General features: G+C 67.2%; 20 protein-coding genes. 18 read left to right on the top strand and 2 right to left on the bottom strand.

Features of this window, described 5'->3' with window-relative positions:
- Window positions 1–77 precede the first annotated feature (77 nt).
- The 11 genes from drmA (at window position 78) to RV983_RS07185 (ending at window position 14,200) form a co-directional block, all read left to right on the top strand.
- Complete coding sequence (drmA, locus tag RV983_RS07235; RefSeq protein ID WP_475990240.1) at window positions 78–3,890, top strand: DISARM system helicase DrmA; 3,813 nt, start codon at window positions 78–80, stop codon at window positions 3,888–3,890.
- Window positions 3,887–5,779 (top strand): DrmB family protein, encoded by a 1,893-nt coding sequence (gene drmB / locus RV983_RS07230; protein ID WP_475984958.1) that lies wholly within the window; start codon window positions 3,887–3,889, stop codon window positions 5,777–5,779. The genes drmA and drmB overlap by 4 nt, the downstream gene beginning before the upstream one ends.
- The gene (drmC, locus tag RV983_RS07225) at window positions 5,776–6,540 is read left to right on the top strand and encodes a DISARM system phospholipase D-like protein DrmC (protein ID WP_475984957.1); all 765 of its coding nucleotides are present in this window, start codon (window positions 5,776–5,778) and stop codon (window positions 6,538–6,540) included. The genes drmB and drmC overlap by 4 nt, the downstream gene beginning before the upstream one ends.
- A gap of 373 nt (window positions 6,541–6,913) precedes the next feature.
- Window positions 6,914–8,188: a methyl-accepting chemotaxis protein gene (locus RV983_RS07220; protein WP_475984956.1), complete on the top strand. Its 1,275-nt coding sequence runs from the start codon at window positions 6,914–6,916 to the stop codon at window positions 8,186–8,188.
- Window positions 8,185–8,682, top strand: a complete 498-nt coding sequence (locus RV983_RS07215; RefSeq protein WP_475984955.1) for a hypothetical protein — start codon at window positions 8,185–8,187, stop codon at window positions 8,680–8,682. The genes RV983_RS07220 and RV983_RS07215 overlap by 4 nt, the downstream gene beginning before the upstream one ends.
- A gap of 27 nt (window positions 8,683–8,709) precedes the next feature.
- Window positions 8,710–9,375: a vWA domain-containing protein gene (locus RV983_RS07210; protein WP_475984954.1), complete on the top strand. Its 666-nt coding sequence runs from the start codon at window positions 8,710–8,712 to the stop codon at window positions 9,373–9,375.
- Between the two features lie 317 nt (window positions 9,376–9,692).
- On the top strand, window positions 9,693–10,496 hold the full coding sequence (locus RV983_RS07205) for a PP2C family serine/threonine-protein phosphatase (RefSeq protein WP_475984953.1): 804 nt from the start codon (window positions 9,693–9,695) through the stop codon (window positions 10,494–10,496).
- A gap of 77 nt (window positions 10,497–10,573) precedes the next feature.
- Entirely contained in the window at window positions 10,574–11,440 is an 867-nt protein-coding gene (locus RV983_RS07200; protein WP_475984952.1) for a hypothetical protein, read from the top strand.
- Window positions 11,441–11,445: 5 nt separating this feature from the next.
- A complete protein-coding gene (locus RV983_RS07195; RefSeq protein WP_475984951.1) occupies window positions 11,446–11,784 on the top strand; it encodes a DUF3293 domain-containing protein in 339 nt (112 codons plus the stop codon).
- 437 nt (window positions 11,785–12,221) lie between these two features.
- The gene (locus RV983_RS07190) at window positions 12,222–13,751 is read left to right on the top strand and encodes a hypothetical protein (RefSeq protein ID WP_475984950.1); all 1,530 of its coding nucleotides are present in this window, start codon (window positions 12,222–12,224) and stop codon (window positions 13,749–13,751) included.
- Window positions 13,700–14,200 (top strand): hypothetical protein, encoded by a 501-nt coding sequence (locus RV983_RS07185; RefSeq protein ID WP_475984949.1) that lies wholly within the window; start codon window positions 13,700–13,702, stop codon window positions 14,198–14,200. The genes RV983_RS07190 and RV983_RS07185 overlap by 52 nt, the downstream gene beginning before the upstream one ends.
- A 77-nt stretch (window positions 14,201–14,277) precedes the next feature.
- Here RV983_RS07185 and RV983_RS07180 read toward each other — a convergent pair whose 3' ends face one another.
- Together RV983_RS07180 and RV983_RS07175 are read right to left on the bottom strand one after the other, a co-directional pair.
- Window positions 14,278–15,414: a hypothetical protein gene (locus tag RV983_RS07180; protein WP_475984948.1), complete on the bottom strand. Its 1,137-nt coding sequence runs from the start codon at window positions 15,412–15,414 to the stop codon at window positions 14,278–14,280.
- 778 nt (window positions 15,415–16,192) lie between these two features.
- Window positions 16,193–18,346, bottom strand: coding sequence for an N-6 DNA methylase (locus RV983_RS07175; protein WP_475984947.1), 2,154 nt, complete (start codon window positions 18,344–18,346; stop codon window positions 16,193–16,195).
- Window positions 18,347–18,551: 205 nt separating this feature from the next.
- Between RV983_RS07175 and RV983_RS07170 the strand changes: the two genes are divergently transcribed.
- The 7 genes from RV983_RS07170 (at window position 18,552) to RV983_RS07140 (ending at window position 26,727) form a co-directional block, all read left to right on the top strand.
- Window positions 18,552–18,881 (top strand): hypothetical protein, encoded by a 330-nt coding sequence (locus RV983_RS07170; protein ID WP_475984946.1) that lies wholly within the window; start codon window positions 18,552–18,554, stop codon window positions 18,879–18,881.
- 85 nt (window positions 18,882–18,966) lie between these two features.
- Window positions 18,967–19,590 (top strand): hypothetical protein, encoded by a 624-nt coding sequence (locus RV983_RS07165; RefSeq protein WP_475984945.1) that lies wholly within the window; start codon window positions 18,967–18,969, stop codon window positions 19,588–19,590.
- Between the two features lie 67 nt (window positions 19,591–19,657).
- Entirely contained in the window at window positions 19,658–20,230 is a 573-nt protein-coding gene (locus tag RV983_RS07160; RefSeq protein WP_475984944.1) for a hypothetical protein, read from the top strand.
- A 124-nt stretch (window positions 20,231–20,354) separates the two neighbouring features.
- Complete coding sequence (locus tag RV983_RS07155; RefSeq protein WP_475984943.1) at window positions 20,355–20,744, top strand: hypothetical protein; 390 nt, start codon at window positions 20,355–20,357, stop codon at window positions 20,742–20,744.
- Between the two features lie 309 nt (window positions 20,745–21,053).
- Window positions 21,054–21,311, top strand: a complete 258-nt coding sequence (locus RV983_RS07150; RefSeq protein ID WP_475984942.1) for a hypothetical protein — start codon at window positions 21,054–21,056, stop codon at window positions 21,309–21,311.
- Entirely contained in the window at window positions 21,308–25,117 is a 3,810-nt protein-coding gene (locus RV983_RS07145) for a GTPase (protein ID WP_475984941.1), read from the top strand. Before RV983_RS07150 ends, RV983_RS07145 begins: the two co-directional genes overlap by 4 nt.
- Complete coding sequence (locus RV983_RS07140) at window positions 25,114–26,727, top strand: GTPase domain-containing protein (protein ID WP_475984940.1); 1,614 nt, start codon at window positions 25,114–25,116, stop codon at window positions 26,725–26,727. The genes RV983_RS07145 and RV983_RS07140 overlap by 4 nt, the downstream gene beginning before the upstream one ends.
- Window positions 26,728–26,919 lie beyond the last annotated feature (192 nt).

Below are 26,919 nucleotides of genomic sequence, written 5' to 3'. Positions count from 1 at the left end.
ACGGTCTATATTTCTCGTGTTGCCGACCATCACGCCATGCTCGTGCTCCACCGGACCCGTCCGAAAGGACCCACCGAATGCCGGCCCAGCCTGCCCAGGCCGCTGTCCCGCACCCGCTCGACGAAGTGTCCCAGACCTTCCGTGCCGGGGACTCATTCGCGGTGCGGGACGGACTCGTGACCTACATCCGCCGCGATCTCCTCGGGCCCTGGGACGGTGAGGCTGAGACGTTGCCGAGCGCCTCCTCCGGTCCGCGTGACCGGTATCTCGTGGGCATGCTCGGTCCGCGGCCCCAGGCGGTCACCGCAGACCGGATCGCCGTCGTGGCCGCCCAGAGCGCGGACGGCGAGTCGGGTGACGAGCAGGAAGGCGATGACGGCGAGCCTCAGGACCGGTTGAGCCCGCAGGCCGCCGGCCATATCTGGGCATCGTCCATGGGGCTGTCCTTCACGGTTCCCGCCTCCGTCGGCACTCTCAGCGCCTTCGTTCGCTGGGGCCGCTACACACAGTCGGAGGAAGCGACGGATCGCGGCACGACCCGCAGGATCTGGTCCCGCGAGCCGGTCGAACATCCGGTGGACATCGACGTCACCGGTGCGGCCGACAACACCGTCGAGCTCGAAGGCGGGGCCGTCGTCCTCGACGTTCAGGTACGGCAGCACGGGGGACGAGCCGGTGCCGAAGACCTGCGCGTCGTCGAACTGGCCCTGGTGAACCGGCAGCAGGACAGCCGGGAGGCTCGAGACGCCCACTGGCTCTTCCAGCCCGAGATCGACGTCACCGCCTTTCCCGACGACCAGGCCGCGATCTTCCTCCCGGTCGACGACCCGCTCGATCCCGGGAACCGCGGCAATGCCCCCGAAGACCGCGAGGAGCGGCGGCTTCGACTCCTCTACCGGGACAGCCTCAGCCACGCCAATGGGCGCAACGTCGCTGTGCGCGCACATGTCCGTGACGGCGAGCGCAACGCGCACCGCCTCACGACCACCTGGCTGCCCGAGTACGACGTCAGAGCCACCACGGCACCGACTCTCGAGGAGCAGGAACTCCTCGGCGGGCTGGAGCTCGGCATGGACGAACTGGCCGCACTCGCGGTACCGGCCCGCCGGACGGAACTCAGTGCCGCGCTTGCCCCGCTCGCGGATGGCTACGGCACCTGGCTTGAGCAGCAGCGCCACAGGGCGCGCACGCTCCCGCACGACCTGCGTGAATCAGCTGAAACCGCCATTGAGCAAGCGCTGGAAATCTGCGACCGCATAACACTGGGTATCGACAGGCTCGTGGCCGACGACACGGCCCTGGAAGCCTTCCGGTTCGCCAACCGTGCCATGGCCCTCCAGCGCCGCAACACCGCCATTGCCGCCGCCCGCGCCGGCCGCGAGGACGATCGCGCCTCATACCAAGAGGCGTCGGACGAGATCTACGCCAAGGGCAAGGACGCCGCGAGCTGGCGCCCCTTCCAGCTCGCCTTCGTCCTGCTGAACCTCGACTCCCTGACCCAGCCCGGGCACGCCCACCGCGGCACCGGCCGGGAAGCCCTGGTCGATCTGCTGTTCTTCCCGACCGGCGGTGGCAAGACCGAGGCGTATCTCGGCCTCGCCGCCTACACCTTCGCGCTGCGGCGCCTGCAGGGAACGGTCGGCTCGGGAACGGAGGCACGCAGCGGTGAAGCGGGTGTCGGCGTCCTCATGCGCTACACCCTGCGTCTCCTGACCGCCCAGCAGTTCCAGCGCGCCGCCGCACTGGTCAGCGCCTGCGAGGTTCTGCGCCGCGAGGCGTTCGCGCGAGACTCGCGTTGGGGCGTCACACCGTTCCGCATCGGCCTCTGGGTGGGTACCTCCGTCTCGCCCAACTGGTTCGATGAGGCCAAGGAGCAGATCGCCGACGCCAAGGAAAGCGCGAGCGACAAACACGCGCGCGTTCTTCAGCTGCTCAGCTGCCCGTGGTGCGGCACCGGACTGACGGCCCGCTCCCACATGGAGTACGACGAAGGCCGGCGGCGCGTCCTGCTGTACTGCCCGCGCGGTGAGGGCGAGGACCGGTGCCCCTTCTCCCGCCGTGAATCGCCGGGTGAAGGTATCCCCGTGCTCACTGTCGACGAGGAGATCTACCGGCTTGCCCCGTCCCTGCTGATCGCCACGGTGGACAAGTTCGCCCAGCTGCCCTGGAACGGGTACGCGGGTCTTCTGTTCGGCAGGGTCACCGAGCTCTGCCCCCGCCACGGCTACCGTCACGACGACCTCGACGCCAAGACCGGGTGCGGAAGCCGCCACAACGCGAAGGGCGACCTACCCGGTGTCACCGCACAGCCCGTCACCCGTCTGCGTCCTCCGGACCTGATCATTCAGGACGAACTCCACCTGATCTCCGGCGCGCTTGGCACCACCGTCGGCCTCTTCGAAGCCGCCGTCGATCAGCTGTGCACCTGGAGCGTCACCAACGAGCGGGGACAGCGCCACGAGGTCGGGCCGAAGATCGTCGCATCGACCGCGACCACCAAACGGGCTGCCGATCAGGTGCGCGGAGTTTTCGGCCGCAAGGTCGCAGTCTTCCCTCCGCAGGTGCTCGACGTCGGCGACACGTTCTTCTCCCGACAAGTCGAGCTGAGTCGTGAGAACCCCGGCCGCCGCTACCTGGGCGTGTGCGCGCACGGTACCCGCCTCAAGGCAGCCGAGATCCGGGTCGCCGAGATCCTGCTCCTTGCCGGGCAGCAGCTCTTCGACGACTACGGCAAGCCGGCCGACCCCTACATGACGCTCGTCGGTTACTTCAACGCGACCCGGGAACTGGCGGGCATGCGGCGATACATGGACGACGACATCACGACCCGTGTGCGCTCCAACGGCAGTCGCAAGGGCCAGGAAACGCTGGCTGATCGCATCGTGAGCAGAGCCGGCATGCTCAGCATCCAGGAACTGACCTCGCGTATTTCCTCGGCTGACATCGGCGCGGCCCTCAAGCGGCTGGAGATCGAGTTCGACCCCGAGCGTGACACCTCGGACCGACGGCGCGCCTTCCTTCGCGAGTACGCGGCGTCGATCAAGGAAAAGCGAGAGCCTCGTGCTGCCATGACGCCGGCCGCCCGACAGGCCGTCGACGTGGTCCTTGCCACCTCCATGCTGCAGGTGGGTGTCGACGTCTCGCGGTTCGGTCTGATGCTCGTCGTCGGTCAGCCCAAGAACACCGCCGAGTACATCCAGGCGTCCTCGCGTGTCGGCCGTGACGCCCGGCGGCCAGGGCTCGTCGTGACCCTCTACAACTGGTCACGCCCACGAGACCTTGCCCACTACGAGGACTTCGAGCACTACCACGCCACGTTCTACCGCCAGGTCGAAGCTCTCTCTGTCACCCCGTTCACCCGCCGCGCTCTCGACCGGGGCATCGCCGCCACCTATGTCGCCGCGCTACGGCATGCGGCGTATGACACCTCTCGCAACCTTGACGCCCACCATGTCGACCTCGACGGACCCATTGCCCGGGACGTCGAACGTCGGCTCCTTGAACGGGCCGACCGGGTAGGAGGCGAGCGGCCACGTCAATACCTGAGCGAACGCCTGGACCGGCTGAAGGACGAATGGCGCCGCAAGCGTGACGAGAACAGCTCGGCGCTCGGCTACCGCAAAGAGAAGCGCAAGACGACGATCGTGAGCGGGCTTCTGAGGCGGGCGGACGGAACCCAGTGGACCGAGCTGACCGTAGGCATGTCGATGCGCGAGACGGAGAACGAGATCAACCTCCTGCTGCCCGGCGGCGGGGCGTTCCTCGAAGAGTCCTCAGGCAGCGGCCCCGACTGGAATTTCGGTGCGTCCAACACCGATAGCGACCCTGACCCCGACACGGCGGCCACCGTGGACAGCGACGAGTACGGCCCCAGGAAGGCACAGCAATGAGCGCCCACGGCAATCGCAGGGTCGGCTCCGTACGCCCCAGCCACCTCATGTTCACCGCCGGCATCGGTTCTCTCGTCGACCTGCCGAACTTCTCGGTTCTCGTCAAGGGGACCGATACCTGGAGCTATTCCGGCATCACCGACTACGACATCGACGAGCCCCGGCTGCGCGCCGCCGTCAACCGTTCCCTCCAGCGCTATGGGCGCGGGCAGATCGAGCAGTTGCGCGCCGCCCCGTGGCTGGAAGGCGGCGACACGGACCCCAGGGGCTGGGCCGCACAGGGCGTGGGTGTGCCGGTCACGCCGTTTCCCCAGTGGCTCCGCTGCACCGCCTGCAACGTGCTCGCTGCCGTGGATTCCGGCGAGTTCACCTTCGTCAACTCCAACCCGCGCACTCCGCACGAGGCGAAGTTCCTCCACGACTGCAAGCGCGGGAAGCCGCTCGCCGTGGCGGCCCGTTTCACCCTCGTCTGTACCGCGGGCCATCTCGACGAGTTCCCGTACACCGCATACGTCCACCACGGACAGGCCTGCAGCAAGACCCTCCGTCCGAAGCTGCGTATGAAGGACCACGGCGGCAACCAGGCCGCCAATGTCACCATCGAATGCGTCGCCTGTGGCGAGAAGCGCAACATCCGGGAAGCGATGGGCGAACGCGGCCGGCGCAACCTGCCGCAGTGCCGGGGACGGCACGCGCACCTCGGCACGTTCGAGACGAACGGCTGCGGTCAGGAGGCGGTGCTGATGGTGGCCGGTGCGTCCAACCAGTGGTTCCCGCTCACCCTCAGCGCACTGGCCCTTCCCAAGGCTCCGGGTGGTGATGTCGACAAGCTCCTCGACGACCACTGGCCTGACCTGCAAATCATCGGCGACCGCAGCCAGTTCGAGTTCTTGGCGAGCATGCCCAAGTTCGGGTTCCTCATGGAGTTCGATGCCGACGCGGTCGTCGCGGCGATTGCGGCTCGCAAGCAGGGGACCAGTGGACCGGCTCCCTCTGCGCCAGACGTCCAGGCCGATCTCTTCGGGCCCGAATGGGACGCGCTGTCCGGTTCCGTGCCCCCGCCCAGCGATGACTTCGCCTTGCGGCAGGTCCCTGTTCCTGCCCCCCTGAGCGAGCTTTTCGGCGACGTACGCCAGGTCGAGCGGCTGCGCGAGGCGCGCGCCTTGATCGGGTTCACCCGGCTCGACGCGCCTGACCCTGAGTCGCCGGAGATTGCCACCCGCGTCGATCTGTCCCGCGGGATGCAGAACTGGGTGCCGGCCAGTGAGGTGCGTGGAGAAGGCATCTTCCTCCGCGTGCGGGACGACCTCATGGCTGAGTGGGTGACGCGAATGGAGAAGTCGCCGCCGATGGGCGAGCACAGGGAGGCGTACGGCCGATTCCGCGCGAACCGCAAGTCGGACCGCATGACAAGTGATTTCGACCCTCTCCACGGCTGGCCCGGAGCGCGATATATCGCCCTGCACACCCTCTCCCACCTGCTGATCCGCACCATCGCCCTGGAATGCGGCTACAACTCGGCCTCACTCGCCGAGCGGATCTATGCCGGCGACGAACAGAACCCGAGGACGGGCATCCTCATCTACACCGCGGTTCCGGACTCCGAGGGCACCCTCGGAGGGCTGGTTTCCCTCGCCGAAGAGCGTGACTTCGACCGGATCGTCCGCCGTGCCCTCGCGGATGCCGGACACTGCTCGGCCGATCCCCTCTGCTCCGAGCGGCTGCCGCGCGACCCGGGTGACTACCTCCATGGAGCCGCATGCCACGTCTGCCTCTTCGTATCCGAAACCACATGTGAACGCGCCAATCGATTTCTGGACCGCCGTTTCCTCGTCCCGCTCTCCGGAGACAAGGAACAGGTACTCACACCGGTTGGTCTGCTGCCGTGAGCCGCAGCGAGTTCGAGGCCGCCGCGGAGGACGCCGTGGCGGCCCTCGGCCTCTCTCGGGGCAAGGATCTCGCCGGCCTGCTGTCACGACGGCGCGGCAAGGAGCGGGCTTTGGCGGAGCTGGCGACGCCTGGAGTCACGGAAGCCGTCGCTAGGCTGTACGACGCGATGGCCGCGGAGTCGGTGCCTTCCACGGAGGCGGCTGCCTATCTGCGGGGTTATGTCGCTGCCATGCTCCGTGCCCGGGACAAGGTGCAGGTCCGCACGGTGTGGAGCGGCCCCTCGACGCCGACCGTTCCGGTGCGTGCGACTGCCCAAGTGCTCGTCGGGGTGATCAAAGAGGCTCGTGACGAGTTGTTGGCCATGACGTACGCGGCCCGACCGTATCCGGCACTGACACAGGCCCTGACGGAGGCTGCTGCGCGGGGCGTAAAGATCCATGTCGTGGTGGAGACATTGGCCGGCGCGCGTGGACTCCTCTCGGGCAGGGAACCCGCTGAGGCGTTCGCATCCGTGCCCGGGTTACGCCTGTGGCACTGGGCACGTGACCCGACCGGTCACGCTCACTCCCGTCAGCACGCCAAACTCGCGGTTGCCGACCGACGCAAGCTCTTCCTCGGCAGTGCCAACCTGACCGAGTCCGCGGCACGACGCAATATCGAGGCGGGAGTACTCGTGACTGGTGGTGAAGCACCGCGGCGTGCGGCGGAGCACATCGTGGAACTCCAGCGCCTGGGCACACTCAAGCCTTATCCGGATTGAACGGACAGGCACGCCTCCTCTCCACCGTGGCAGCAGTGCCTCGGGCGGGGAGGGCGTGCGGGTCGCCGCCAGAGGTGCGCTTTACGCGTCCCTGCGAAGACCTGTGCGGGACGACTCCGGCTGGCTCTCGCCTGTCGCCGTTCCGTGAATCAGAGACCGACACTCGCCCTGTTCATGCCCGGTTTCTGCTGTCACCGAGATGTTCCGGACAGTGTAATTCCCGCCACGCCTTGCGCTAACATCGGCGCTCCGTGACCGGGAATGGGGAGTTCTCAGGACGGGCTGAGCAGGCGCGTTGTCATGCCGATCAGGCAGTGATCAATCCGCTGTCGCTTCGTGATCTTTCATAGGGGTGGTAATGCCCGTAGGGGCTGTGGCAGACCGTTCTGCGGTCGCCAAACAAATCAGAGACATCGCTGACCAGCCAGGACTTGCTTCGAGGCGTGACGAGCTGAGGCTGCTCGCGGACGCCTTCCAGGGCCAGAGCGGCTCGGCATTGGAGCAGTGGACCGAGCTTGACCTCCTTCATGCGTTCGCCCGCCCCGAAAGCCTGAGCGCGATCGTCCGCGATGAACCGCGAAGGCAGTTCTGGAGCTGGCTGGAAGCCGTACTCGGCGCGTTGGTCTTCGTGCCGCTGCTGCTGACCTGGTTCGGGTTGACGAAGGCCTCCAGCGCCTACGAAGCGTTGATCGGCTCAGACCCGAAGATGGCGGCCCGGCCGTTTCTCCAGCTCTGGCAGTCCGGCTTCGAGGGCAGGCTGACCGGCTGGTTCACGTTCGGGCATGTCGCCGGCACGGCCACGGGCGCGATCCTGCTGCTCTTTCTGCTGGCGGCAGCACATGGCGCACGCCGAGCCCAGAACGACCGGCGGGAGACCACCTCTCAGCACGCGGCCGACAACCTCATGGCCCAGCTCGTGCCCATCCTGACCCGGGCACAACTGGTGTTGAACGAGCAGCGGCTGTCCTCCCCGGTCCGTTTTGCCGCGGAGCTGACCGGAGCGGCTGCGACGCTGGGACGCTTGGGAGACAAGGCGATCAGAACCCAGAAGCACCTGGCGTCAGCCGCAACCACCGTGAGCGACGCGGTGGACAGCGCCGAGCGCAGGCTCGCCGGTGTCGATGGTGCCGTGCGACCGTTGGAGGAGGCTGCCGGACGTATCGAAACCGCCGTGCGCACCAACGGGGCTGAGGTCGGGAAGGCCGTGTCCTCGCTGGCAGTTCCGCTGGAGGCGGCCGGGCAGCGCGTCGAGGCTGCGGTGAACGGTAGTGGCGTCATGGTTCGTCAGGCGCTTGAGGATGTACGCGGTCTCAACGGCGAAGTCCGTGACGCTCTGGCCCGCGCCGGCGAGCGGGTCGAGGACTCGGTTCAGGTCCTGGCCGCTTCGCAGCGCTCGTTCACCACGGCGACGGAAGTCGCTACGGACGTATCGGCACAGGTGCTCGATCGCCTTGCGCAGGTGACCGAGGAGACCGCGCGGGCTGTCGCCGCCTCGCAGCAGGCAGTTCTGCGACTGGACGATCAGACGCGCGCGCTGCGCGAGGCGGCGGAGCGGTTCGCGGAGCTGGTGGTCGACCTGCCCAGGCCGAACGAGCCTGGTGCCTCCTCCGCCGACGGCGTGGTCCCGATTCCGGTCACGTCGCGGTGAGCGCCGGCACCGCCCGCGGCGGGAGACTCAACCCGCTGCACCTTGCAGGCTGGCTCTTCGCGGACATGCTCCTGGTCCTCGCCTTGGTCGCCATGGGCGACCAAGGCGACCCGGTCAAGGCCGCAAGCTCCGCGAAGCCGCACATCCCAATGGCGTCGGCTTCGCCGAAACCCCAGCCCTCCCACACCGGGCCGCGTGCGGTGATGCGGAAGCCGGTGAACGTGTCCATCGACGCAGCACCGGGCGACCGGGACCGCATCGTGCGACGACTGCGCAGCGTGACCGCTCCATACGCCGGTCGGCAGGCGGCCTTCGTCCTGACGTTCGGACGCCACACGGACCCCGGTCCTGGTGGTGAGTACGCCCACGAGGTCAATGCGCTGTTGGAAAAGGCCCGTCCCGATATGTTCAAGGGCGCAACCACGCGTGACTTCTGGAAGGGCGGGGCCTCCGCGGGCCACGCCGACATCGAGATCTACTTCTACAGCTACTGATCACCACCCGCCCGGAGGTGCGTAAGCGTGCAGATCCTTCCTTTCTACCTGGTCTGTGATGAGTCGGGTTCCATGATCGGTTCCAACATCGATGCCATGAATCAGGCCTTGCCTGAACTGCATCAGGAGATCAGCACCAACCCGACGGTCGCCGACAAGACCAGGTTCTGCCTGATCGGCTTCTCGGACGATGCGAAGGTGCTTCAGCCGTTGGTGGACCTGAGCGACATCGACTCGTTGCCCGCATTGGCGGGCGGTGGACTGACGGCATACGGCGAGGCCTTCCGCGCGCTCCTGCGGTGCATCGAGGGGGACGTCACGACCCTGAAGGGACAAGGGCACGAGGTCTACCGCCCCGTCGTCTTCTTCCTCTCGGACGGCATTCCCACGGACGCGGGCTGGGAGCAGGCCCACAAGGAGCTTGTGCAAGCCCGGTACGGCCCGAAGATCATCGCTTTCGGCATTGGTGAAGCCGACCCAGGGACCATCAGCCAGGTGGCCAATTTCCGGGCGTTCATGCAGCAGGACGCCAGCGTGTCTCCCGCCCAGGCCCTGCGTGAGTTCGCGGCCAGCCTCACACGGTCGATCGTACGGTCCGCGAGCAGTATTCCCGCGGACGGGAGTGGTGGGTTCGCCCTCGCTGTCGATGAAACCGTGCCCGGATTTTCGACCGTTTCCCTCGACAAGCTCTGAGGCCGGCCATGCACCATGAGAACGTGGATACCGGACGGCAGCTCCCGAACGTGCCTGACGAGGCGGTCGGTTCGCATCCTGCAGAAGTGAGAAGGCCGAACATACGGGAACTTCTTGCTCCCCCCGGGCCAGTGCCCGAGGCAGTGGCGGAGAACGCGCCCGCAACGCCGCCCTCACCACCGTCCAATACGACGCAGGAGCCTCGACGCGATCCCGTCGTTGTGCTGGGCGTCCCCCAGCACAGTGGGCCCCGGCCTCCGTCGTACCTCCCTCGTCCAGGGGCCCTGCCGTCGGTTGGTGACGATGTCGATGGTGCTGTGCTTCCCGACATCGTCGTGGATGGCGCCTCTCACGGGCCATTGGTCGTGCGCGCTGCGTCCGTCCGAGGTGACTCGCACCGGTATGGGAGAGAGCCCCGCCAAGACGCGCTGTGCGTCGCCCGGCTCGGGGGCGAGGACGACGGTCTGCTTCTGCTCGCTGTCGCCGACGGGGTGGGTTCGGCAAGTCGCTCGCACGTCGGTTCCAATGAAGCGTGCAGGCACATTGCCCATTTTCTCCAGCGGAGTGTCGACGACCTGCTGTGCGTGGTGCGCGACGGGGATGAGATGAGATTCACCGCACTGGTGAACTCCGCGGTGGGCAGTACGGCCGAGGCCCTCGCCCAGATCGCGGCCCGGCGTGGGCACCCGCCTGAGGAGTACGCCACGACACTTCGCGCACTGCTGGTCCCCCTGGACCCGACAGTACGCAACCGCGGCTTTTTTGCCGTCGGGGATGGCGGTGTCGCCCGGCTACGGGACGGGGTCTGGAATGTCGACCTGTTCGAAGAGCAGGCCGGCGGGATGGGAGTGATAGACACCAAGACGGCGGCGTTGCCGGGGGGAAGATACGCCGAGACCCGCATTTTCAACTCGGCCGCGCCCGGCGACGTCCTCGTCCTGTGCACGGACGGACTGTCCACGCCGCTGGCCGGGGACGCAGGGATGCGCGAATTCCTCAGTGATGCCTGGGGAACGGGCATGGCCCCGGAGCCCGCTGACTTCCTCTGGCAGGTGCAGTTCCGAGTGAAGTCGTACGACGACGACCGCACCGCGATCTGCCTCTGGGACGGCGCGGCATGAGTCACGAGAACGGCGCCGACGTCGCGCTCGCCTCACTGCGGCTCCTCGACCGCGTCGGCGACGGCGGCCAAGGTGAGGTGCACACCGTCGAAGGCCGACCGGGGGTTCTCTACAAGAGCTACCGCGAGCCCCACCGAGTCGACGGCGACGCCTTGGCCGCACTGGTAGACATCAGGAGGGTCCTAGACCCGGGACAGCGGGACCAGCTGGACACGGAGGCGGCCTGGCCGCTGTGCCGTGTCACCAACGGCGGCCGCGTGACCGGATTCCTGATGAATCAGGCGCCTGCCACGATGACCTGGCACACACCGAACGGCGGTACCAAGCTCACCGAACTCGCCTATCTGCTGCGCAGCCCGAAAGCTGCCTGGCAGTCGGTGGCACAGCCGAACCCGGCGGAGCGGCATGCGCTGGTTGTCGCCCTCGTCGAGTTGCTCGAGCGGCTGCACACCATGGGTCTTGTGCTCGGTGACCTCTCCCAGGCGAACGTACTGTGGACGGTACGGCCTGTGCCGGCCGTATATCTTCTGGACTGCGACGGCGCCCGGCTCACGGGCCGTGCACCGGTACTCGCCCAGGCGGACACGATCGACTGGAACGACCCGAAGGCCCCACCCGGGATGGTCACTGTTGACAGTGACCGGTACAAGGCGGCGTTGGCGGTGTGCCGCATCCTCTCCATGGATGCGTACGCGGCACCCGACAAGCCTTTTGTGCCGCAGCCCGGCGTGCTCGATGAGCGTCAAGAGGCCGCTGTTCGGCGTCTCCTCGGCCAGGCAGCGGGACAGTACGGAGGCAGGCCTGATCTCGGGCAGTGGCGTATGGCTTTGTCCGGGCGGGAGGTCATCATGCTTGCCGCGGCCAAGCCGGCTCCGCGTCCGCCGGTCGACCGATCGAAGTTCGACGGGCACAGACGGCGGGGGACGATCAGCCTGCGGGACTGAAGGAGATGATCTCGAGCCCATCGGGTGTCGGCTACTGCGCCCTGGTGGCGGCTCCGCTTCCCGGCAGGACAACGAACACGCCCAAGAGCTGCTCGGTCTGCTGCGCCGACGAGGACTTCCGTTCTGGCCTGGCTGTGGGCGGTGACGCGGACGGTCGACACACCAAGGACAGCGCAGCGATTGTCGGCCTGAGGGACGGCGAAGCACGCGTACTGGGACAGCAGTTCGACCAGGACGCGGTGTTCGCCTGGCCGGCAACGACATGGCGGCTGCTTTCCTGCTCTGGAGCCGAGGAGGCATCAACCCGCGGCTGGCAGGCAACCAGGCGATCCCGGCAGGACTGACCCGGCCGTTCGGGTTGCCGTGTCCCTCAGAACCAGATCCGACCACCTCGGCGCCCCTTGGCGGCAGGCACAGACCTCCAAGGGGTCTGCCGAGGTGTCTCTGTACCAACCCGAGGAGTGCCGCCGTGGCCCCACCCCCGCAATGCCCGCACTGCGCCGCATCACTCCAGACAGAACCTCCGCCGGGTACCGGCGCGGCGCGTGAGCCCGGTGGTCGCCCGGCGACGAACCGGGCCCTGCACGTCATCGTCCACGAGGTGCACCCGGAGCCGTCGCTGTACGCCTGCCCCGACTGCGGGGGCCGCTGGCCGCGTGAAAGGCCTGCCTCGTCCGACCCGGTGCGCGGGCGTGTCCTGCCCTATCTGCGGGTGCGGAAGAGGAGCGCCGTCCGCACCGGTCCTCCCCGCCAGACGGCGCGCGAAAAGGAAGAAGACCCCGTGGACCTCGAAGACACTGTCAACTCGTCCTACGCCCGCGTCGAGCGCGACCGGAGCTCCGGCACCTACTCGATCGCGGTGATCTCGGAGCAGCCCTGCAACACCGACACTGTGGAGGTGCTCGGCATACCTGGCCTGCCTTCCGGCATTGGTCCGGGGGACGACTCGGAGCTCGACGCCTTGGTCTGCGACGCCGCCGAAGACGTGCTCCTGGGCGCCTCCTATGCACTCACCTCCACCTGGCGAGTCGTCGGCAACGGCTGTTACGTCGTCGGCGTCGTCATCCCCGACCGGGTCTTCGAGGAACAGGATGAGCGGCTCAGCGCGGCGGCCGCGGCCGTTGAGGGCCTGGAGTCGGTTGATTGGACCGAGGCCCAGGCTCTATTCGGAACAGCCGAGATCACCCCGGACGGGGACCTGGGCACGACCTACGAACTCGACGCATGGCTGGCGAAGGAGGTCAACGTCGCCTTCTACCGGACGGCGGACGGCCGATTGCTGGCCCGCCCCGTGGACCGCTTCGAGCGGGCCAGCACCAAGCTCTTCAGCGCCCACTTCAAGACGGCGTTGCTGGCGTCGGTGTTCCCCAACCCCCGCCCGGGGCGGGCCGTCATTGATCAGTCGCAGAGCGTTTTCGATGAGTCGGACGACGACTTCGAGGACGAGGACGCGCAAGCCCCAGAGCGAGCCGATGGAAACGGCGACGGGGATGCCCTCCCGCTGTACGCGGACGCGGACGTGTCCTGGCCATCCGTACAGCGCCTCAACGCCCGTCGGGCGCGGCAGTTCCTTCTGGCATCGCTGTACGACAGGAATCGCGTGGAACTGCGCTGGAACGATCAGTTGCTCGTCCGAGGGCACGCCCTCGCCTTTTACGCGGGTGCTGGACCGGACCCCCGCGAACTGGTCATCAGGCACTACGGGGGTCCCCGGCCCGGGATCCTCCCCATACAACCGCCGCAGACCGTGGGGCAGGACGACGACGCATACAGGCTCGTGGCCATCTACGACGGGCCCGGCCTGTTCGGGATGGGCTGGCGGCACGCCGTTTCCACCATGCCACTCGAGTCGTTCCTGACCGTCTGTGTGTCACCCGTCGGGGGCGAAGAGGCTGAGTTTGCGCTGTGTGTGCGTGACGGGGTCCTTCAACTGCTGAAGGACCAAGGCCCGGCTCAGGACGCGATAACAGTGCTAGGCACCTTCGAGCCCGGGAGCGACCCGCTCGCCCTCGCCCTCGCCGCGGTCCCGGACCTGCTCGTCTTCCCGCTCACCGCCTCCGTGGAGATCTCGACCTCCGCCCCGCACGCCGTGGCCGACGCCATCCGCTTCACCTCCAGCCCCGGGGAGAACACCTGGGAGGGCCTGTACGGAGAGGACTGGGAGGACTACGAGTCCGCGAACGAGGACCTCATTCGCCGACACGACGACCTGGCACCACTGCGCCTCGACATCAACAGCACGCCGTACCTCGCCGCCGCGTGCGACGGCGACTGGGTGGTCATCCCTGTGGGCGAGAGGAGATCCAGCTGAACCGTGGCTTCCTCACGGAGTCCTACGGCTTCGAGGGCGGAGACATCTCCAGCGGCGGGGGAAGCCAGAGTATCGGACAGATACGGCCGGGCCTCAACACCTACTGGGAGTACTTCTCAGAGGAGAACTGGAACAGTGACCTCACATTGTCGAGTCAAGACCTTGTTGATTTCGCCGTCGAGCAGACGGACGCCTCCCGGTTCTGGGTCAACGTCGTCCACGCCCTGATCGGTGGTCTCGACGAACTCCCTGAGATCGCTCTCGAAGGGGACCTCGAATACTACGAGGACGTCACAGCGTCCGCCGGCTTCGAACCAGACGACGAAGTGGGGCTGAGGTTCCTCCGCACACTTGGTGACTGCTGCAGGGACGAGTCGCCGGTCCGTAGGCGCATCGAGGAGCACATCGCTGAGGTCGCCACGGCCGGACACCAGGCCGCTCATCGGTAGGGCGAGCGGCACCAGGCCCCATAACGCCACATCCGCCACCACGGCGCAGCTCCCGCACGCGGTACCGGAGCAGCTCATCATCGAGGGCGGCGCAGCGTTGCCGCGATGTGCCGTACGTCCTTCACCGGCGCCGCGATCCGGGAGTCGCCTGTCTCCTGCCGGATGTCCTGCAAACGTATCCGCATGCGGCGGGCTTGCTCCGTTTCCCCTAGTTCGTCCAACAGCGCACCCGCCAAAGTCAGAGTCGAGACGAGTTGTTCTCGGTGCTCTGCCGGGTTGTCAGCCGCGACACGCTCGTAGACGCTCACGGCGTGGTCGGCCTCTCTGAGGGCTTCTCGAGGGCGCTGCTTGGCCTTTAGGTAGGTACTGAGGTCGTGGTGGAGGTGGCCGAGCCAGGGAAGCAGGAGATGCGAGGGTTCTTTCTCGACCGGACTGAGCACGTCGATGGCGTACTTCGACAGCTGCACAGCCTCGGTGGTCCTGCCCAAGTTGTGCAAGGCGGAGGATCTGCGGGCGTCTAGGACCGCACGGTCGTAGGGGCGGCCGGATACCAACTCGCCCGCCTCGGTGAACGTTGCCATCGCGTCAACGTGAGCACCGTGCCTCGCCTGAAGGCTCCCGAGCTCGCCCAGAAAACCAGCGAGTTCTTCCAGGGGTGCGTCAACATGCCCCCTCACAGCTGTGACGCGCAGTTTGGCACCTTCGACAGCGGCCGCAAGGTCGGCGGCGTCGACCGCATAGGCGACCAGTTTGTGCAGGACCTGCATGAAAAGGCTGTATCGGGCGGGTGCGTCAACCAGCCACTGGCGGTACACGATGCCTGCAGCCCGGCCAGCGCACTCCTCGGCCTTCTGGTGTTCGCCAAGGGCACTGTGGAGATCTGCCAGGATGCACAACGTTTGGGCCAGCTCAATGTCCCGGTGCGGGGGCAGTGGGGCATGGTGGTCATACAAGCGGACGGCCTCGAGCGCGAGTCCGACTGCGTCCACCAAGCGCCCTTGAAGGCCAGTGCTCTCGGCGAGGGCGGTGAGCGGGCGCGCGCGCTCGAGACTGTCGCTGGCGTACGGGTCCAAGGCACTCGCTGCCGCGTCCGCGGCATGTTCCGGACGGTCGAGGGTCAGGCGGAGTTCAGCGGCAACTCTAAGCGCGTCGGTTTCCTCGACCGCAGCCAGGCCCTCCTCGTCCCGCGCCAAAGCCCCCTGCTCAATCTCCATGCCGGCATCCCTCTCCAGAGAGAACTGCAGTAAGCACCATCACCCCGCCCACACCACATCTTGCCAATGCCGTCGTTGCTGCCGACATAAAACGGTGCCGCCGACGACAGCGGATGAGGAGCGGACGGCGCCGCCGGTTTCATAGGTCCACCGAGGACGCCGCGTTTCTGCGCGCAGTCGTGTACTCCCTCCAGGTACTGCCTGTACCTGTCCGTGGTCCAGCCGGTCTCCGGCCAGTCGGCCCCACTACCTGGAGGGCGTGTTCTTTTCCGTGGCCGGCAGCTGGACAGGCTCGGGCTGGTCGTCGTACCAGGCGTATGACCACTCGGTACGGACCCTCATCTTGGAGGCCCATGGGAACACCTGACTGGCCAGGACTTGCACGGCGCTGGTGAATGCCTCCGCGGCCGCCTTCATGCGTTCGCCGCGAATGTTCACGCGCAGGCCGACAGGCACGTGGAATTCGAACGTGAGCCGTAGGACTCGAGGCGACTCTTGATCTGCCACCGGTACCCCCTTTAGATCAGCTACAGCCCCATTGTGCCTAATATTTCAGGGAGTTGGGAAGATTTCGGCGAGATTGGAGATTCTCGCCGAGAAGTGGAGCGGCGATCTGTAACGGCTCGTCCACAGGATCGACGGGGTTCGTCCATGCCCAACCAGCCGCGGGCTAGTTCCGCAGGTTCAAGGTTCCCCGAGTTCCTTCCGAGCCGCCTCGCCGGGCGAGGAGGCGGGTATGGCCGAGTGTGGTTGATGAGTGAAGAAGTGTGCCAGTGCGTCAGGTCGATGCAGTCTCGGGTGGGAGCAGTGCACCCGCTGTCAGTCCGGTGGTCAGGAGATCCGCGTACCCATGAGCCAGTTCGGTGGTCTGGCGGGCGGCAGTGCGTAGTTCGTGGACGCGGCGGAAGGCCTCGCCGTAGCGGTGTTGCTCCTGCAGGGGCAACAGCGGTACGCGCAGCCGGCCGGGTTGGAGGTGGACGGAGGTGCTGCCGGTGGATGCCCCGGTGATGTTGTCGTGCGCGCCGACGAAGCCCGCGAGGAACCAGGGGTCCAATCGTGTCGGGTCGGGACGCAGGAGGTAGAGGTCATGCCCGAGCAGCACACCGATGTCTTGTTCGTCGGCCAGTCGGGCCGTGCTCATGCCGTCCCCTGGGAACATGCGTACCAGAATGTCCCCTTCGGCGATGACCGGTGACGACTTCAAGGGCACGCTGTCGAGGAACGTGCTGGAGGCGGGTAGGCCGTCTGTGATGTCGGTGCCGTAGAGAACCAGCCGTCCGGCGTTCTCGGCCCTCCATAGCGCGCCCTCGGTCTTCTCCCGGGAGTCGGTCGCCGCCCGCAGGATCTCCAGGGCGCCGCCGCGGGCGAGGTCGGAGACGGTGACCGTGCGCCACTGCCGTGGGGAGTCGCCGGTAGGCTGCCACGTGCCCTGAGCGGCCTGGGCAAGGAGGCCGGCGTGCTCGGTCAACTGCTTGCGGTGGTGATCGGCCTGCCGTGCTACCTGAGCTGGGTCGATGTCGGCGGGCAGGGCACGGACCTGGCGGGCTGGGGTGAGGTCGACGACCTCGTCGAGGAGGTCCAGTACGGGGACTGCCCGGGCGATGCCGGGCTCGTCGGAGAAGGACTCCGGGCTGGCGCGGAAGGCCGTCCAGTGGTCCAGCACGGTGTCGGTCAATTCGTCCCAGTCGAGGGCGTCGCGGCGTCGGCGCGTCCCGGACGAGCTGAGTGTGCTCCCGGCCCGGCTGGGTGGCCTGTCCTGCTGACGCTCGGCGTCTGCGTCCACAAACAGCACCGAGGTGTGGTCCGGGCCGTCCGGCTCCGGGGTCTGCAGGATCCACAGCTGGAGTCCGATGTGCAGGGGCGCGGCCGCGCCGGACGGCAGGGCGACGACGGCGCGCAGGGTGCCGCCACGCACCAGTTCGGCGCGCACGCGGCGGCCTGAGGAGCGTGCGGCGGTGGCGGGGGGCAGTAGCAGCACCGCATACCCGCCGGGGCGCAGGTGGGCCAGGGCGTGTTGGGTCCAGGCGAGTTCGGATTCCATGCGCGGCGGAACACCGTAGGCCCAGCGGGGGTCGTAGGCCAGCTCGTCGTGGCCCCAGTCGCGGTCGCCGTAGGGCGGGTTGCACAGCACCGCGTCGACGGGGGGCTGTGGGAACGCGTCGTGGCGCAGGCTGTCGCCGGCCTGCACGGCCACCGTCGCATCGGGCGCGGCCAGCAGCAGGCGCACCGCGCTGCGTTGGGCCTGCACCAGCAGGGTGTCCTGGCCGTACAGCTTGTTGGCGCCGTGGCGTGCGGCGGCGGCCAGCAGGGTGCCGCTGCCGCACGCGGGGTCCAGGACCCGGGCTGTGTCCGCGGGTAGCAGGCGTGCCATGAGGTCGGCCAGCCGGTCGGGGGTCTGGTAGGTACCGGTGGAGGCGCTGTCCTCCAGTTCCCGCTCGGCGAGTACGTCGAGGGCGGCCTGGGTGCCTTCCTCCCGTACGCAGTGGATCAGCGCCCGCACGATGCCTGCGTCGGCTGCCGTGAAGGGGGCGGCCTCGGTCTGCGGCACAGTGTCGGCGAGCTCGGCGACGGCGGCGTCCGCGCGTGCGGCGACGTCAGCATCCGGTAGCTCGGACAGAGCGGTCAGGTCGTTCGGGGACCACCGGGAGGTGGCGAGGACCAGGGGGAGCAGCGGTACGGCCGAGTCGGCGCCCGCGGGGCGCAGTCGCAGCTGGGTGCGCAGCTCCTCGGCGGGGGCGGCGGCGGTGGTTTGGCCGCGGGAGCTCAGCCAGGCGCGCACGGTTTCCAGGTCGTAGAGCGGGCTGGTCTCGGTGCCGCCGGCTGGTGCTGGGAAGTCTTCGTGCCGGCGGCGCCAGTTGCTGACGGTGGCGCGTGTGACTCCCGCGATGCGGGAGATCTCCGCGGCTGTCACCTGGGCTGACGGCTGGGCCATGACGTGTTCTCACCTCTCATCGGGGACAGCGGCCATCGTACACCCCGGCTAATTCGGTAAACAGGTTTGACAGTGCTTTCATTCTGATGCTTATCTGTAGACGCTTCCGGTCGGCCGCGGTCGCTGGAAGCGCCCCGGGGCCGTTTATGGCCGCTTCGGCCTGCCCTGGGACAGCAGACGAGGCCTCATGAGTGGAGAAACCTGCTTGACCGAGACGGGCGAGCCCGAATTGACCGTGTACAGCCGCCACCTGGCGCAGTTGCTCAAGCGCGACGCCGGGGAGAACTTCCGGGCCCTGCTGGTCCAGGCCCGCCACATCACCGGCACGTCCTACGAGACCACCCTCTACGACCACCAGCAGGCATTTCGCCTCCTGTGGCGCCACCTGGAGCGCAGCGGCTACCTGCGTCGCGCCCACCATGAGGCCCGCGCCCGCCTCGCCTCCGGTCACGCCGCGCCCGCCGAGCGCGCCGACCTGGAGCTGTTCCTCACCGTCTACGGCCAGGTCCACCCGCCGACCGCTGCCGGCGCCTGACCGACACGACCACGCTCGGCGGGCGTCACCCGTGCCCGTCGTCTCTCCCGCTGCTCCGATGCCAAAACAAGGAGGTACGCCTGTCATGAGTCGTCGTTCTCCCCTCGCCCACCCACCCCGCCCCATCACCTCCACTCGCCGCCAGGTGTGCGTGAACGACAAGGTCAAGGCCGTTGCCGGGCCGATCGTGCTCGCCACGGACGCCTCGGTCGGCCCCGACCGGGTGGCCTCCGGCTACCTCGCCACCACCGGCCGCACCGGTCTGCGCGCCCACCTCTACCCGAAGTACCTCGCGCGCCCCCGCTCCCGCGTCGTCGTCACCGAACTGCGCGTCGTGTACTGGGGCCTCAAGGCGGTCCTCCACACGCACCCCGGCCAGCCCATCGAGGTCCGCGTGGACAACCTGCAGGCGCTGCGGCATCTGCACAGCTGGCAGCAGGGTGGAACGGACATGCCCGAGGGCTACGACACCCACCTGCGCTCCCAGGGCCGCAAGCCCAGCCTGCTCAAGCTGCAGTTGCTCGCCGAGTACACCCCGCACCTGACGTTCGTCCACGAGAAGGCACACGCGGGCCACCCCCTCAACGAGGCCGCCGACTCCCTGGCCAAACTCGGCCTGCGCTGCGTGCGCGGCACCGTCCCGCGCACCGAACTCCCGCGCCTGGTCCCGCTGTGGGCCACAGGCGCCCTCGCCGCCTGGGCGGCCTGACGCACATTCCCGCTTCACACGTCACACGCACCCGAAAGGTGCATCTACTACATCCCCTGGAGGGACCATGAGCCAGCAGCAGCACCCGCAGCAGCCCCAGCCCGGTTGGGGCGGCCCGCAGCAGCAGGGCTACGGCACTGCGCCGTTCCAGCCGCAGCCGCCGAAGAAGTCGAAGGCGGGGAAGATCGTCGGCTTCGGCTGCCTCGGCGTCGTCGCCCTCTTCGTTCTGATCGGCATCGCCGCCGCGGCCAGCGGCGGAAACGGCGACGCCACCGACACCGGTGCCAAGGACAAGGCCGTCACCGCCGACCGCACGCCGGGTTCCGCCAAGGCCAAGGCGACGCCCGCGCAGAAGACGAAGACGCAGGCCGAGCAGTTCAAGGCCTGCGTAGCCAAGTCCGGTACGGCCACGGAGAAGAAGGCCGTCCAGCACGTGACGAAGGTGACCGGCGCGGACAAGCGGAACGACATCCTGGACTCGGCGGAGGTCTACACCGACTTCACTGGCGGGCTCATGAGCGACAACCAGGGTGACGCGAAGCTCATCGCCTCTGCGTTCACGTCCTGCTACGAGTCCAACAACGGACTCGTGACCGTCTACGGCCAGGATGGCGACGTCATCGCCAACGCCAACTACTGATCTCTTCGACCAAGGCCCCGCCGATCCGGACGGTGGGCCTTGGTTGGTTCAACCGTGCACGCCACGTACCGACTGCATACACCCTGGGGGCACGATGCGCCGCGTCACTACTACCGTCACTACCGTGCTACTCGCCGCTGCCGCGATCGCTTCGCTTGCTTCCTGCGGCAGTACCAGCGACAACAAGACACTTGCCAAGCCGAAGGCGTCGCCGAACGTCAGCAAGGAAGTCAAGTTCCTCGACGCCGTGCACCTTGCCTCGTGGCGCAGCTGGGCCGAGCGCCAGCCATCCGATGGTGACCTCATCGACTTTCCACAGGAGTGGTGCGACGCACTGGGCGCGGGTCACAGCGTGAAGTGGATGTTCGACGAGGGCGGTCTGTACCCCTACGGGCCGGACTGGGGCAGGCAGAAGGAAGAGGCGAACGAACTGCTGCTGATGGGCGTGAAGGCGTACTGCCCGGAGATGCGGGAGCAGGTAGTGCGTGAGCTACGGGACAGCGGCGCATACTGACCAGCCCGCGGCCGACGAGGCCGCCCCACGCACAGCCGCGAGCGGGGTCCCGTCGTGTCCGGGCGAATTGCAGCCCAAGGTCCAGCACCGTTTGAAATCCGTGCCTTCCCCCTGAGGCAGGTGACGGTGACGCGGCGGCAATTCATTTCCTCAGCGTCAGTTGACCGGCACCAACGCCGGCTGACTGGTTGCCCGGAGCGGGTCAGTACGTCGAGTGCGGCGCCGAGGCAATGCACCCCCCGCCTGCGCCGCCCCTCGCACGACTGCTGCGTGGTTTTCACCCTCCGCTTCCTTACCCGAAGGACAACCATGAACCGAGCCAACGTCACTTCCGTTGCCGCCTGCGGATTCACAGCCCTGTCCGTCACCACCGCCACGGTGGACCACATGCCGCATGATGTTCCTCAGCAGCAGAACCGCTCAGGGGGGATCATGCACACCCGCACCATCGCCGCGGCCGCCGCGCCACAGGCCGCCGGATCGTCCATGCCCGACTTCACCAGCACGTCCATGAAGGTCGCCCGCCAGGCCCTGGACGGCTCGACAAACATCACCGCCGCGCCGTGACCGGTCTGCCAGCAGAAAGTGACGATGAGTTGACGACAGAGGTCGTGTCGCTCGAGGAGGCCGTTCGATCGGCCGTCGAGCTGGGACACGCGGAACTGACACGTCTGGATGACATCACGGACGACCTGGTCGGCGCATTCACGCAAGGGCAGCGGGTCGCGTCGTCCTCGTCCGGCTTGATCATCCGCCTGGACGACTTCGCTCGTGGGTTTCCGGGGGAACTGCGACGTCACCTCGATCGTGAGCGCGAGTCGCTCGGGTCGTTCAACATCGCGTTCTTCGGACGCACCGGCGTCGGAAAGAGCACCCTGCTGTCGGCGTTCGGCCGGCTCGACGGGGAGTATGTCTCGCCGGGTGTCAGCGATTGGACCACCGAGGTGCGTCCCATCGAGTGGCGGGATTGCAAACTGTTCGACACACCCGGGATCAACGGCTGGGGACGGACCGAGAGCCGCGACGATCTCGAGGCCAAGGCCCGCGAGGCAGTGGAGATCGCCGACATCGTGCTTCTGTGCTTCGACAGCCAGTCCCAGCAGGAGATGGAGTTCGAGAAGATCGGCGCCTGGATCCGCGACCACGGAAAGCCGGTGGTGGCTGTCCTCAACGTCCGCAACTCGCGCTGGCGCCACCCCGCGAAAGTCCCCGAGGCTCGCCGAAGGAATCTCTCCGAATCGGTTCGCCAGCACACCGACAACATTCGGACCCAGCTCGTACAGATTGGGTTGCCGAACACGCCGGTCGTCGCGATCCACAGCCGAAGGGCCTTCTTCGCGCGCGCCACGACCCCGTTCCACGGCCCAGCCCCGGAGAACTTCCACCATGAACGGGATGAGTTCGGGAAGGACTACCTCGATCGCTGGTCGAACTTCGGGACGCTGGAGCGCCTGATAACCACCTCCATCGAGGAAGGCGGCGCCGATCTCCGGTTGACAGCGCTGCGCGAGGACATCCGATCACGGTGCCGCCGAGGGATCGGCGAACTCGAGGACCTGGCGGTCGAGATCGAGCAGGAAGCGGAATCCCTCGAACGCGAGGTCGAGTCGCTGTTCGCCGTGCTGGGCTACCCAGAAGACGCCGAACGTGCCACGTGGCTGCACGACGTGGCTCTCAGCGCGGATCTGCTTGAGGTGTCCGAGCAGGCGCGGGGCCGCCCGTACACGCCGCCGGCCCGAGGAACGTTGGACCGCTTCGTCCGGCACTTAGCTGCCTCGCATCTTGCGGGATGCCGCCGACAGGCGAAGACCAACGCGGATGATCTGATCCGGAGGGCATTCGATGAGCACACAGCGATCGACGAGACAGAGTTCACGAAGGTTGTGTTCGATCAAGGTGCCATTTCCGCTGCGGTGGACGCCGTTTGGGCGGGTCGCCGGGCTTTCCTGCAGCGTGAGCTTGACGTCGCGGTGGACCACGAGTCCATCGCCAACAGGACGGCGATATCGCACGCCGCGATGATCCTCGGCAACGAGGGCGGCGGTGTGACGGGTGATGCCGTCAGGGGGGCGGGCATCGCGGTGGGTGCAAGCGCCCTTGCGGTACCTGCGTTGGCCCTCTTCTGGAACCCCGCAGGTTGGGTACTGGGCGCGGCTGCCGCGGGCGTCGGGGTCGTAGGACAGCTCCAGCAGCATTTCGGCAAGAAGATGAGCCGGCAAGCGTCGAAGCGAGCACAGGAAGCGATGGCGCAGGCATTTGCAGACTGCCATCGCGCTGTGGATCAGACGTTCGTGGATTACGAGGATGCCCTCGTTCGCGACAGCCGGGAAGCGGCGTGGACGTTGTTGGCTCCTGCGGTCGGCGAGTCGCTCCGCGCTGCGATCGAGCTTCGCATGGCGGGCAGCCGGATCGTGAGGTTGATCGACAGCCTCCGGACCTACGCCGGTTCGGTCAAACCCGCACCCGCTGTGGCCGACGTCATGCTGCGTGCGCAGCGTCGGATGGGAGAGTCTCCGGCGGAGGTGACCAGGGCATTGTTGGGTGAGGACTGGCTCGAGTCCGGCATCGACCACCAGTCGGCGCAGATCGACCATGCCGTACATGAGGCTTACTCGAGTCGCCGGGCGGAGGACCTCAGCCGGCTGACGCGCGCTGTGGCTGCGGCGTGGAGCGCACCGTCGACGGCAGACATCCACTCCTGGCGAGACCACCTCGAGGACGCGGCCCGACGCGACCCGGCACTGTTCGACATCGCGCGAACCTTCTGGCGCGTCGACGGGGCAAGACCGGCTCTTGCCGTTCTCGGTGACTACAACTCGGGAAAGTCGTCGTTGATCCGTCGGATCATGGTGGACAGCGGCCGGCAACCGGAGGCAGCCTTCGACATCCGCGCGGTGCCCGCGACCGTAGCCGCGAACCGATACCCGTTCCCCCGGTTCGATCTCGTGGACACACCCGGCTTGCAGAGTGGACACGACGAGCACGACACCGCGGCACTCGAGGCGATCGCCGAGGCTGCTCTCGTGTTTGTCGTCGTCCACATCAATCTGCTGGTCGGCAACACCTCGATACTGGAGGAGCTCGCGCGCGGCTCGGAGCTGCTTGCCTCAAAAGGCGGGCGGATGGTGTTCCTCGTCAATCGGTGCGACGAACTGGGCGTGGATCCGCTGGCTGCACCCGAGGCCTTTCTGAACCTGCAGAACCGCAAACGCGAGGAGCTGCGGGCAGCATTCGCCGCTCGTTCCATCGAAGTCGATATGGACAGGATCCACTGCTTGTCCGGTGATCCGTTCGGCCTGGTGGGAGGCGATGCAACGGCAGTACCCGGTGATTTCGACGAGCATCGGCTGTGGGACGGCGTGGCCGCATTGACGAGTGCCATATCCGGACTCTCCGACGAGCAGCTGTCCGCTGCGGCGTCGTCGGCGGCCTTCGATGCGGCGGTCACCGACCTCAAGCGTCGCCGGCACATGCTTCACCAGGCGCAGGTCGACGGCACGAAAGAGCTGCGTCGCTCGGAGCCGGTGATCGCTACCCTCCGGGCCGCAATGAACGACGCCGTGGTCCTCGAAGGTTCACTGAGAGAGGACGCCCGCCGTATGGTGGACCGCCATTTGGTAGCGACGAAATCCGCAGTCGCAGAACTCGATCGGAAGGACGGCCAGAAGCTGGAGAACCTCGTCGACTCCTGGTGGAAGGCTCCGCAGTTCGAAGCTGATCTCGAACGGTACCTTGCCGACGCGGCACGCAAACTGGACGAGTGGTTCAGCGACCACATATCGGCAATCGGACGCGAGATGCGCGCCGCCGAGTTCCAGGTGTCACCCGAGTTCGCGGCAGAATTCAAGGCCCAGGGAAATGCCTGGTACGAGGATCTGACCGAGGGTGCGGGCAACGTCGCAGGCGCCGCTGCGCCGCTTGCGAAAGCCCTTGGAAATCGGAACGCGATCTACGCGATCGGCAAGCAGTTCGGCCACAAGTTCAAGCCGTGGGGCGCGGTGAAGGGCGGCGCCAACGTTGCCAGAGTCGCGGTGGTCCTCGGGGTCATCGCTTCCGCCGTGGATGCCGTGTCGATGGCCAATGACATCCACAAGGCTGGAGAACACAAGCACCAGCAGGATTCGGCGTTGAAGGTGATCGACGAAGCGGCTGCGGGGATCGTCGAACAGATCATGCGCGGCGAGCAAGGGGATGGTCCCGTCGGATACCTCGAACAGCGGACCAAGGAGCTCGAAACATTGCTCGAAGAGCACCTCGAATTCGAATCGTCGATCAGGAAGCGGATGGACTCGGCGAAAGCGCAGGCCGAGGTAGTCGGGGCCTTGATCGCGGCTGCGGACGAATTGATCGACAGGCCAGAGGGGAACGAGTGACAGTGGTCGACATTGATGCAGTGCGGGACTGGCTGGGGAGACTTCCAGGCGGATCGCTGGTCGGGCAGTACGTCGACGACTGGGACGCCTTCGAGAAGCTGCACAGACCGGTCGTGACTCTCTTCGGGTCCTACGACACCGGCAAGAGTTCCCTGCTCCGCCGGTTGCTCGTCGATTCGGGCGGCGATGTTCCCGGCTGGCTCACGATCAGCGCACGCCACGAAACTTTCGAGGTCAACGATACTGAGGTCGGTGGGTGCATCATCCGTGATATTCCCGGATTCGCGGTCGGTGCGTCCGATATTCGTGCACAGAACAATTCGCGCCGAGCGATGGCGGCGGTCGGACTCACGGACGTCGGCATCATGGTGCTGACTCCGCAGTTGGCGACCGCCGAAAGAGACGTGCTTCGGAAGCTGTTCACGCAGGGATGGCCGGCGGGGACGATGTGGTTCGTCATCTCGCGGTTCGATGAGGCGGGTGTGGACCCGGAGTGCGATCTCACGGAGTACCGGGCACTGAGCGATCGCAAGGTTCGCGAATTGCGAGAACTGTTTGAATTGAACGACAGGATACCGGTATTCGTCGTCTCGCAGGACCCGTTCCAGACGGCAGGGCCGGACACGGATCTCAGCCGAGAGACCTGGGATGACTTCCGTGGCTGGGACGGAATGAGGGACCTCGCGGATGCTTTCGAGGCGGTCTCCCTCTCGGCACTGCCCGGATGGCGACATGCGGCCGGGCAACGGTACTGGACAGCGGTCCTGGACGAAACCGTGACCGAGCTGCGGAGGCAACTGTCGGACTACACGGCGCGTGCCGAAGTGGCTGCCAGTGGCGTCGCTCGCCGCGACCTATGGGAGAGCGAACTCGACGTTCTCGATCGGGCCGCACAAGCCGGCCTCGACGGTCTCCTCGAGGAGGTGCTGCGGCGGTCGTGGGAGCCGAGTTCCGGCCCCGGTGAACTTCAGGCCGAGATTCAGCGCGCGCTCGACGAGTGGTTCACCAAGCACGAGGCCCGCCTCCAGCGGTTGCAGCAGTCGATCCGCAAGACCAAGGACCGAGAGCGCGCCCGACCCTCCTGGTCCGGCTTTGCGTCGCTGGTTGCGACACTCGAGTCCAAGGAGCATGCCCCCACGACCCCGGCAGGGCGCGGGGGTGCCGCAGAACATGTCGATACGGTCGGGACGATGCTGATCGGTTTGTTGAAGGCTGCCGCACCCGGGTCGATCGCCGGCGGGAAGGACGGTTCGGCGAAGGCGCCTGGGGGCCTGAGTCGGCACGTCGGCATCGCCGAAGCCGCACTTCCCCTCGCTGTCTACTTGGCGAAAGCCGTCGACGAGCGGGGAGCAGATCGCGCGCGCCTGAACCATGACAAGGAGGCGGCCGAGAAGCGGCAGCAGGTCGTTACTGAGTGCACGCAGCGCACTCGCGACACCTGGCAGCCGTTCGTCGACGACGTGCGTGAAGCGATCGTCGCGGAGACGAGAGACCAGGTCGACCTCGACGCGAGCCTGCGCCAACTCGTCGAACAACTGCAAGAAGCTGTGGCGGAAGGCGAGGGTCTCCTTCGAGCGGGTACGGTGCCGCTGCCCGAGACAGAGGCGTAAGCAAGTGGACCGAGCCGAGGGGGAGCGTGCGCGATCGGTGCTCGAGCATCACCCAGTGCTGATCCTGCGGCCGTTCTCCCCAGGCCGGGACCCGGTGGTGGACGATCCGCGCGGGTGAGTGACGGGGTGTTCGGGAGCCTGACCGACGAACTGGGCAGCGATCTCGGAACAAGCACGACTGACGCACGCGGG

This window comes from Streptomyces sp. RLA123 (genome assembly GCF_056270165.1).
The sequence above is the reverse complement of the archived record's forward strand: the minus strand, read 5'-3'. Positions and strand labels throughout refer to the sequence as shown.

Coding starts and splice junctions, on each gene's coding strand:
- RV983_RS07195 (WP_475984951.1), top strand. CDS start 11,446: ATGATCTCGAGCCCATCGGGTGTCGGCTACTGCGCCCTGGTGGCGGCT.
- RV983_RS07180 (WP_475984948.1), bottom strand. CDS start 15,414: ATGGAGATTGAGCAGGGGGCTTTGGCGCGGGACGAGGAGGGCCTGGCT.
- drmA (WP_475990240.1), top strand. CDS start 78: ATGCCGGCCCAGCCTGCCCAGGCCGCTGTCCCGCACCCGCTCGACGAA.
- drmB (WP_475984958.1), top strand. CDS start 3,887: ATGAGCGCCCACGGCAATCGCAGGGTCGGCTCCGTACGCCCCAGCCAC.
- RV983_RS07165 (WP_475984945.1), top strand. CDS start 18,967: ATGAGTCGTCGTTCTCCCCTCGCCCACCCACCCCGCCCCATCACCTCC.
- RV983_RS07150 (WP_475984942.1), top strand. CDS start 21,054: ATGAACCGAGCCAACGTCACTTCCGTTGCCGCCTGCGGATTCACAGCC.
- RV983_RS07175 (WP_475984947.1), bottom strand. CDS start 18,346: ATGGCCCAGCCGTCAGCCCAGGTGACAGCCGCGGAGATCTCCCGCATC.
- RV983_RS07160 (WP_475984944.1), top strand. CDS start 19,658: ATGAGCCAGCAGCAGCACCCGCAGCAGCCCCAGCCCGGTTGGGGCGGC.